The sequence below is a fragment of the Kitasatospora sp. NPDC085895 genome (assembly GCF_040702125.1).
GTDB lineage: Bacteria > Actinomycetota > Actinomycetes > Streptomycetales > Streptomycetaceae > Kitasatospora > Kitasatospora arboriphila.
The window spans coordinates 44,026-52,186 of record NZ_JBFBJY010000062.1 but is presented as its reverse complement, the minus strand read 5'-3'; the positions used below and the strand labels follow the sequence as shown (position 1 = coordinate 52,186).

Annotated in this window: 9 protein-coding genes; all 9 read right to left on the bottom strand. The window is 72.1% G+C overall.

Translation table 11 applies throughout. The features are described from left to right. On the bottom strand, positions 1-1,554 hold a 1,554-nt coding region (locus AB0442_RS30160), incomplete at its 3' end, for an MFS transporter (protein WP_366166811.1). Positions 1,555-1,712: 158 nt separating this feature from the next. After that, positions 1,713-2,414, bottom strand: a complete 702-nt coding sequence (locus AB0442_RS30155) for an AAA family ATPase (protein ID WP_366166810.1) — start codon at positions 2,412-2,414, stop codon at positions 1,713-1,715. 38 nt (positions 2,415-2,452) lie between these two features. Beyond that, on the bottom strand, positions 2,453-3,496 hold the full coding sequence (locus AB0442_RS30150; RefSeq protein WP_366166809.1) for an AvrD family protein: 1,044 nt from the start codon (positions 3,494-3,496) through the stop codon (positions 2,453-2,455). 4 nt (positions 3,497-3,500) lie between these two features. Continuing rightward, positions 3,501-3,788: a phosphopantetheine-binding protein gene (locus AB0442_RS30145; protein WP_366166808.1), complete on the bottom strand. Its 288-nt coding sequence runs from the start codon at positions 3,786-3,788 to the stop codon at positions 3,501-3,503. Then, complete coding sequence (locus AB0442_RS30140) at positions 3,782-4,543, bottom strand: SDR family oxidoreductase (RefSeq protein ID WP_366166807.1); 762 nt, start codon at positions 4,541-4,543, stop codon at positions 3,782-3,784. Before AB0442_RS30140 ends, AB0442_RS30145 begins: the two co-directional genes overlap by 7 nt. Continuing rightward, positions 4,540-5,880 (bottom strand): AMP-binding protein, encoded by a 1,341-nt coding sequence (locus tag AB0442_RS30135; RefSeq protein WP_366166806.1) that lies wholly within the window; start codon positions 5,878-5,880, stop codon positions 4,540-4,542. The genes AB0442_RS30140 and AB0442_RS30135 overlap by 4 nt, the downstream gene beginning before the upstream one ends. After that, positions 5,877-6,101 carry a hypothetical protein gene (locus tag AB0442_RS30130; RefSeq protein ID WP_344623744.1) on the bottom strand — a complete coding sequence of 75 codons (225 nt, stop codon included), beginning with the start codon at positions 6,099-6,101 and terminating at the stop codon, positions 5,877-5,879. The genes AB0442_RS30135 and AB0442_RS30130 overlap by 4 nt, the downstream gene beginning before the upstream one ends. Next, entirely contained in the window at positions 6,077-6,316 is a 240-nt protein-coding gene (locus AB0442_RS30125) for an acyl-CoA carboxylase subunit epsilon (protein WP_366166805.1), read from the bottom strand. The genes AB0442_RS30130 and AB0442_RS30125 overlap by 25 nt, the downstream gene beginning before the upstream one ends. Beyond that, positions 6,313-7,911, bottom strand: coding sequence for an acyl-CoA carboxylase subunit beta (locus AB0442_RS30120; RefSeq protein WP_366166804.1), 1,599 nt, complete (start codon positions 7,909-7,911; stop codon positions 6,313-6,315). Before AB0442_RS30120 ends, AB0442_RS30125 begins: the two co-directional genes overlap by 4 nt. Positions 7,912-8,161 lie beyond the last annotated feature (250 nt).

Below are 8,161 nucleotides of genomic sequence, written 5' to 3'. Positions count from 1 at the left end.
TGGGGGGGTTGGGGGGGGGGGGGGGGGGGGGGGGGGGGGGGGGGGGGGGGGGGGGGCCCCCCCCCCCCGGGGGGGGGGGGGGGGCCGGGGGGGGGGGGGGGGGCGGGGCAGGGCGAGGCTGACGGCGGCGGCGATCAGCACCAGCACCAGGTCGATCACGCCGACCCACTGGAAGGCGGTGGCGTAGGAGCCGACGCCCTTCGGAGTACCGAGGGCGGCGAAGAAGACCGAGCCGATCGCGGCGACGCCGGCGGCGCTCGCGAACTGCTGCGCGGTGGTGAGCACACCGGCCGCGGCGCCGGCCTGCTGCGGGCGGACACCGGCCAGCACCGAGCCGACCAGGGCCGGCACGGCCAGGCCGTTGCCGAGGCCGATCAGCACCATCGGGCCGATCAGCCGGGCCGGGCCGGTGTGGTCGCCCGACACGCCCAGCACGATCAGCAGGGCGACGAAGCCGACCGCCGCGATCGAGCCGCCGGTGGTGATCATGCGGCTGCCGTACTTGGCGGTGATCCGCTGGGAGGCGATCGACGCACCGGAGAACGCCAGGCCGAGCGGGGTGAAGACGAACCCGGCGGCGAGCGGCTTCAGACCCAGTCCCGACTGGAGCACCAGGGTCAGGGTGAACATGAAGCTGAAGAAGCCGGCGAAGGTGGCGATGCTGACCACCAGACCGCGGCTGAACGCCCGGTCGGAGAAGAGCGACAGGTTGAGCAGCGGCTGGCCGCCGCGCCGGGCCAGACCGCGCTCCCAGAGCAGCGTCAGGGCCATCGCGGGCACCGAGGCGACCAGGCTGACCCAGGTCCAGGCCGGCCAGCCCTGGATCCGGCCGAGGATGAGCGGGACGAGCGCCAGCGCCAGGCTCACCGGGACGCCGATCGCCCCGACCGGGTCGAGCGAGGGCTTCCCGGTGGGCTTGCGGTGCGGCAGCAGCCGCGCCGCGAAACCCAGCATGACCAGGCCGATCGGCAGGTTGACCAGGAAGATGACCCGCCAGCCGAGGCCGGCGACGTCCGCCTCCAACAGCGCACCGCCGAGCACCTGGCCGGCGACCGCACCGACGCCGACGGTGACGCCGAACCAGGACAGCGCCCGGGCCCGCTCCGCCGGCGGGAAGGTCGCGGTGATCAGTGCGAGCACCTGCGGCACCATCGCGGCGCCGGTCAGGCCCTGGACGAGTCGCGCCGCCACCAGCTGGCCCGGCGACTGGGCGATGCCGCACAGCACCGAGGCGATGGTGAAGGCGACCGTGCCGGTCAGGAAGACCGCCCGGGAGCCGTACAGGTCGCCCAGCCGGCCGCCGGTGATCAGGCCGCTGGCGTAGGTGAACGCGTAGCCGGCGACGATGAGTTCGAGCGCGGCCTGACCGGCGGAGAGGTCGTGCTCCAGGGACGGGGCCGCGACGTTGACCACGTACAGGTCGAACTGGGCCATGAACATGGCCGCCAGGATCACCGGCAGCATCAGCCAGCGCTTGGCGTAGGGGGCCGGGTCGGCCGCGGGGGCCGCGGTGGCGGCCGGACCGGCGGCGGCCCCGTTCCGGGTGAGAGACATGGCAGTGGGTCCCTTCGGGGGTTTGCGTTTTTGCTGTGGGGCGGCCAGGTCAGGGGCGAGGGAAACCGGGGTCGAGCCGTGCTTCCACGGCTGCCCACATCCGGATCGCGCAGTTCCCCGCGCCCCTGAGGTGCTGCCCGACTGCCTTGTGAGGACTGCTAGGCGGCGGTCTTGGAGCGTTCCTGCTCCAGGCGCCAGTCGATCCGGGCGTACTCGGCCCGGGCGCGGGCGACGGCCTCGTCGACGGTGCAGACCGTCGGCAGGTCGAAGTGGGCGACGATCTTCTCCAGCCGCTCGTGCGGGGTGCCGGAGACCACGAAGTACGGGACCTCCAGCTCGTCGAGGGCGGCGAGGAGCATCGCGTCGCAGGTGGCGCGGAAGCGCTCGTTCATCGGCCGGTGGCCGTCGGCGGAGAGCTTCAGCTCGTTGGTGAGGTGCACGAAGCCGTCGAACGACTCCTTCACGTGCTGCTTGAAGTAGTGGCCGAGCTGGGCGGTGACCTGCTCGAAGAACGCCATCTCGGCGTCCTGCCGGGGCGGGTGGCCGTTCTCGGCCGCACCCGGGTCCATGCCGAACTCGACCCGGACGGCGGCGTATATCCACTCCTGCAGCGAGGAGCCGTCGGCTATGAAGCTGCCGCCGAGGAGCGCCTCGTTGACGGCCCGGCCGACGTGCCGGCGGACGGCCAGCTGGATGTACTCGGCCGGGGTGACCTCGGTCAGCGCCTTGCCCGGGACGGCGTCCGGCATGATCTCGCGGATGGTCTTCGCGGGCGAGCGGGGGATGCCGGTGAGGTGCGAGAGGGCGATCGCGGTGGAGGTCTTCCCCGCGGAGTAGGTGCCGGAGACGGAGATGCGCATGGTGGTGACTCCTTGTCGGATGCGGCGGGTGCCGGGGGTCAGCGGGCGGTCGCGGCGACGTGCGCGGGCAGCTCGTGGGCGAAGGAGCAGCGCATGCCGATGCCGGCCAGGCCGCCGCTCAGTTCGACGTTGCGCCAGGTGCCGCCGCGCAGCGGCAGCAGCCGGCGGCCGGTCAGGGCGGCCCGGGTGGTGAACGGCCGGCCCTCGACGAGTTCGACCGCGGGCTCCTCCTCGGGGGCGGTCAGCACCGTCTGCATCATCCAGAGCGTGTTGCTGTCGGCGCGGCTGAGCCCGTCGAGCTCGTACATCAGCACCTGCGCCAGCTGGAGGTTGACGACGAAGCAGTCGATCAGGCTGACGGTGGGACGGTCGCCGGCGGCGATGCCGTCGACCGGGGCGGGCGCGCCGGCTCTGCGGGTGAAGCGGACGAGGGCGGTGGCGCTGTGCTCCCGGTTGTCCACCGCCACGTCGGTGATCTCGTGGTGGCGGTACTTGAAGCCGGCACCGTAGAAGCGGTACTCGCCGCGGCCGAGCGCCGCGTCGAGGCTGCCGAAGCGGGCCTCCTCGGCGGCCCGTTCGACGATCGGGTGCTCGGTCTCGACGCGCACCCGCAGGTTGCCGACGGCGCACTCGTGGACGGAGCGGTACCGCGCGCCGGCCGGCTCGGTGCTGCGCAGCCGGGCAGAGAGCGGCACGCCGGTGAGGTCCTCCTGCGGGGCGGTGCCGGCCCGCAGCACCACCTTGGCCAGGCGCACGGTGCGCCGCTCGGCCTCGCCGAGGCCGTAGGCGTGCGCCAGGTGGAGTTCGGCGAGCTGGACGCCCAGCACCAGCGCGTCGACGGTGCTGAGGTGCGGACGCAGGTCGGTGCCGTCCTTCTTGCGGGACCAGTCCGCCGGGTAGCTGAGGTCGAGCGCGCCTCGCACACCCGGTTCGGCGGCGGAGGAGCCGGTGGTGGCCGGGGTGGCGTGCAGGCCGTGGACGCGGTACCCCGCCCGCTGGTAGCCGCGGGAGAAGAAGCGGGTCTCGCCGGGGCCGAGGTAGTCGTCGATGGAGTGCAGCAGCAGCTGCTGGTCGGTGGCCACGGCGTCAGGCCCCCGCGGAGGCGGTCGCCGGCTCGGCGCCCAGGGCCGCGGTGTAGGCCTGCGCCAGGTCGCCGATGGTGCGCATGTCGGTGATCGAGACGCCGTCCTCGAAGGGGTCGACGCCGAGCTGCATCTCCAGCTCGATCAGCAGCTGCGCCAGGGTCAGCGAGTTGAAGCCGAGCTCCGTCAGGTCCTCGCTGTCGTCGGCGGCAGCGGCGTCGTTGTCGGCGTCGAGCAGCAGGGCGCGGGCCTCGCGCTCGATCAGCTCACGGATCTCGGTGGGGGTCAGCATGTGATACCTCCGTCGATGACGAGGGACTGCCCGGTCACGAAGTGCGCGCGGGCGGAGGTGAGGAAGAGGATCGCGTCGGCGATCTCCTCGGCCGTTCCGAGCCGGCCGAGGGGGGTGCGGTGCTGGATCTTCTCGCGGTTGCGTTCGGTGACGTCCGCGGTCATGTCGCTGTCGAAGAAGCCGGGGACGATGGAGTTCACCCGGATGTTGAAGGTGCCGAGCTCGCGCGCCAGGCTGCGGCTGAAGCCGTCCAGGCCGGCCTTGGCCGCGGCGTACACCGAGACCCCGCGGAAGCCGCGGATGGCGTTGATGGACGAGATGTTGATGATGTTGCCGCCGCCGTGACGGGTCATCAGCCGGGCGCAGGCCTGGGTGAGCAGGATCGGCGAGGTGAGGTTGTTGGTGACGAGCGAGTCGATCTGCTTCGGCGGTGTGGTCAGCAGCAGCTCCTGGTGGAGCACGCCGGCGTTGTTGACCAGCAGGTCGACCCGGCCGAACAGGCGGCCCACGGTGCGGACGAAGACCCGCATCGCGTCCGGCTCGCCGAGGTCGGCCCGCTCCCAGTGGAAGGAGCCCGGGTACTCCTCGGCCATCGCCGTGGTGAAGGCGTTGGCGCTGCGGCTGAACGTCGCCACCCGCCAGCCGTCGGCGAGCAGCCGCTCGACCAGGGTGCGGCCCAGCCCGCGGCTGCCGCCGCTGACCACCGCGACCTTCGGCGCGGCCGGCCCGTCGGACCGCTCCGGCAGCGCGCTCACGCGGCGCTCCGGATCTTCTTGAACCGGTCGGAGTGCTGGTCGGCGTCGGAGATCTCGACGACCACCGGCACCTTGAACGCCTCCAGCCGACGGCCGCAGTGTTCGCGCACCGCCCGGACGACGTCCGCGCGCTCGGCGGGAGCGGCGAGCTTGACGGTCGCCTTGACGACCATGCCGGTCACATGGCTGGGCCGGCCCGAGACGGTCGCCTCGGCGATGCCCGGGATCTCCAGCAGGACGTTCTCGACCTCGCTGGGGTACACCTTCTCGCCCGCGACGTTGATGATCTCCGACTTCCGGCCGAGGATGCGCACGTACTCGCCGTCGGTCTCCACCGCGTCCTGGGTGTTGAAGTAGCCCTCCGCGTCGAACGGCGCCGGCGCGTTGAGGTACCCGAGCATCGCCATGTCGGAGCGGATCCACAGGACGCCGTCGACGATCCGGTGGTCGAAGCCCTCGCCGCCGAGCTTCACCCAGAGGCTGTCGTCGCTCTTCGACTTGGTGGGCATGATGCCCAGCTCGGACAGGCCGTAGGTCTGCTTGAACCGCACCGCGGGCAGCGCCTTCTTCAGCGCCTGCAGGGTCCGCAGCGGCATCGGCTCGGTGCCGTAGGTGATCAGCCTCAGCGCACTGACGTCGTGGCGCTGGTAGGCACCCGAGATCAGCAGCATGTTGAGGAAGGTGGGCGTGGTGGGCAGCACCTGGACCCGGTGGGCGGCGACGGCCGCGCAGACCGTGTCCGCGGTCCGCTCGGCGACGGTCACCAGCGTGCCGCCCTGGCTGAGGGTGTGCAGCAGGGTGTTGATGCCGCCGATGTGGTCCAGGTTCAGGAAGGCCAGCGTGCGGGCCGGCCGGGTCGGCTCGCCGTACTTGGCGAGGATCCTGGAGAAGTCCAGCACGGTCGCCTTCGACCGGCCGGTGGTGCCCGAGCTGAACAGCACCAGGCCCGGCACGCCCGCGGCGCGCAGCCGGCCGTACAGCTCGTGGCCGGCCGTGCGGCCGGTCCGCTCGAACTCCCGCGAGCCGTCGGGCCGGACGGTGGCGACCGCCTCCACCTCGGCGATCTCGTGGAACTCAGCCCGCTTGGCGGCGGGCAGCGGCGTCAGCGGCACCACCACGGCCGACAGCTCGACCAGGGCGAGCAGGGCCGCACAGGCCTCGACGCCGCTGGCGCCCTCCACCACCACGACCTGCCCGGCGCGGACGCCGTTCCCGGCCAGGTGGGCCCGCCAGTCGGCGGTGCGCTCGGCGAGCTCGGCGTAGCCGGTCGGCACGCCGTTGAAGACGATCGCCTCGGTCTCGCCGAAGGCTTTCAGACGTTCCAGGAACTTGCTCATCGGATCCCTCCCTCAGGTGTTCTCTGACTGTGCGATGTGCCGTTCTCGGTGCTGTCGGCCAGCAACTCCTCTGTCAGGGCGAGGAGTTGCTCGGTCGTCCGGTGGAGGCGCCAGGCGGCGCGGGCGGCCTCGTCGGGGTCGAGCTCACTGCCCCAGCTCGCGCGGTGCAGGGCCAGACAGGTTCTGGTGCGGTCGATCACGGAGCGGTCGGTGCCGTCCATGGCTGCTCCCTGGAAGTGCGCCCCTGTGCGGTCAGCCAGGAGGGGCGGTGGCGTTGGATGCGGTCCCAGGCGGGGCGGTCGGGGACGGGCCGGTCGGCCGTCCGGCGGGTCGCGAGGGCCGCCACCAGGGCGGTGAGTACGGCGAGTTCTTCCAGGTCGGGGTTGCCCCGCAGGACGCGCAGCGCCGCCGGCGACCCGGTCCGCTGCGCCGTCACACCGGCTGGTTGCCGTGCTTGCGGCTCGGCAGGTCGGCGTGCTTGAGGCGGAGCATCGCCAGGGCCCGGGCGAGCACGGCGCGGGTGCGCGCCGGGTCGATGACGTCGTCCACGAGGCCGCGCTCGGCCGCGTAGTACGGGTGCATCAGCTCGCTCTCGTACTCCTTGACCTTCTGCGCGCGCACGGCCTCCGGGTCCTCGGCCGCGGCGATGTCGCGGCGGAAGATCACGTTGGCGGCGCCCTCGGCGCCCATCACGGCGATCTCGTTGGTGGGCCAGGCGTAGGAGAGGTCGGCGCCGATGGAGCGGGAGTCCATGACGATGTAGGCGCCGCCGTAGGCCTTGCGCAGGATCAGCTGGATCCGCGGCACGGTGGCGTTGCAGTAGGCGTAGAGCAGTTTGGCGCCGTGCCGGATGATGCCCTCGTGCTCCTGGTCGACTCCGGGCAGGAAGCCGGGGACGTCCACCAGGGTGACGATGGGGATGTTGAAGGCGTCGCACATCTGGACGAAGCGTGCGGCCTTCTCGCTCGCGTGGATGTCGAGGACGCCGGCCAGGGCGTGCGGCTGGTTGGCGACGATGCCGGCGACGCTGCCGCCGATCCTGGCCAGGGTGCAGATGACGTTGGTGGCCCAGGTGGGCTGGATCTCCAGGTGGTCGGCGTCGTCGACGACCTCCTCGATGACGGTGCGCATGTCGTAGGGGCGGCTGCCGTCCGCGGGGACGAGGTCGAGCAGCGCCTCGCAGGGCCGGTCCTCCGGGTCGGTGCACGGCTCGGCGGGCGGGAACTCGCGGTTGTTCTGCGGTAAGAGGGAGAGCAGGTGCCGCACGTCGGCGAGGCAGGTCTCCTCGTCGTCGTAGGCGAAGTGGGACACGCCGGAGACGCCGGCGTGGACGTCCGCGCCGCCGAGGCCGTCGTGGGTGATCTTCTCGCCGGTGACGGCCTGGACGACGTCCGGGCCGGTGATGAACATCTGCGAGATGCCGCGGACCATGAACACGAAGTCCGTGAGCGCGGGGGAGTAGGCGGCGCCGCCGGCGCAGGGCCCGAGCATCACCGAGATCTGCGGGATCACGCCCGAGGCCTTGGTGTTGCGGCGGAAGATGCCGCCGTAGCCGGCGAGGGCGGTGACGCCCTCCTGGATGCGGGCGCCGGCGCCGTCGTTGAGCGACACCAGCGGCGCTCCGGTGGACAGGGCCATGTCCATGATCTTGTGGATCTTCTGGGCGTGGGCCTCGCCGAGGGCGCCGCCGAAGATCCGGAAGTCGTGTGCGTAGACGAAGACCGTCCGGCCGTGCACGGTGCCCCAGCCGGTGACGACGCCGTCGGTGTGCGGCTTCTTCGCCTCCAGGCCGAAGCCCTGGGCGCGGTGCCGGCGCAGCGGCTCCACCTCCTGGAAGGAGCCCTCGTCCAGCAGCAGGTCGATCCGCTCGCGGGCCGTCAGCTTGCCCTTGGCGTGCTGGGCCTCGGTCGCGCGGGGCGAGGGGCCCTCCAGCACCTGGGTGTGCACCGCGGCCAGTTCGGCGGTACGGCCGCGCAGGTCCGGACGGTGCGGCGCCGGCACGTTCGGCCGGGCGCGGGGACGGGTCGTCATGGGATGCCTCCCCCTGGGGCAGGCCCGGCCGGGTCGGTCCGGGCTCGATGGCTCAAACGTACACTCAAGTCCACTGAATGGCTAGGGGGCTAAAAATGCATTCGAGTACATGAGTGCCCGCCGCGACGGTGGAGGTCCTGTGTGCAGGTCTTCATCCGGCCTGGTCCGGGGCGGTGCCGTCCGTTGACATGAACTTCGCCCTATGTTTGAGTTGGAGAACATCAATGCACTCCAGTGCAGCAGCGACGAT

Excerpts from the sequence above, each read along its gene's own strand:
- AB0442_RS30155 (WP_366166810.1), bottom strand. The coding sequence starts at position 2,414 with ATGCGCATCTCCGTCTCCGGCACCTACTCCGCGGGGAAGACCTCCACC.
- AB0442_RS30130 (WP_344623744.1), bottom strand. The coding sequence starts at position 6,101 with ATGGACGGCACCGACCGCTCCGTGATCGACCGCACCAGAACCTGTCTG.
- AB0442_RS30135 (WP_366166806.1), bottom strand. The coding sequence starts at position 5,880 with ATGAGCAAGTTCCTGGAACGTCTGAAAGCCTTCGGCGAGACCGAGGCG.
- AB0442_RS30145 (WP_366166808.1), bottom strand. The coding sequence starts at position 3,788 with ATGCTGACCCCCACCGAGATCCGTGAGCTGATCGAGCGCGAGGCCCGC.
- AB0442_RS30120 (WP_366166804.1), bottom strand. The coding sequence starts at position 7,911 with ATGACGACCCGTCCCCGCGCCCGGCCGAACGTGCCGGCGCCGCACCGT.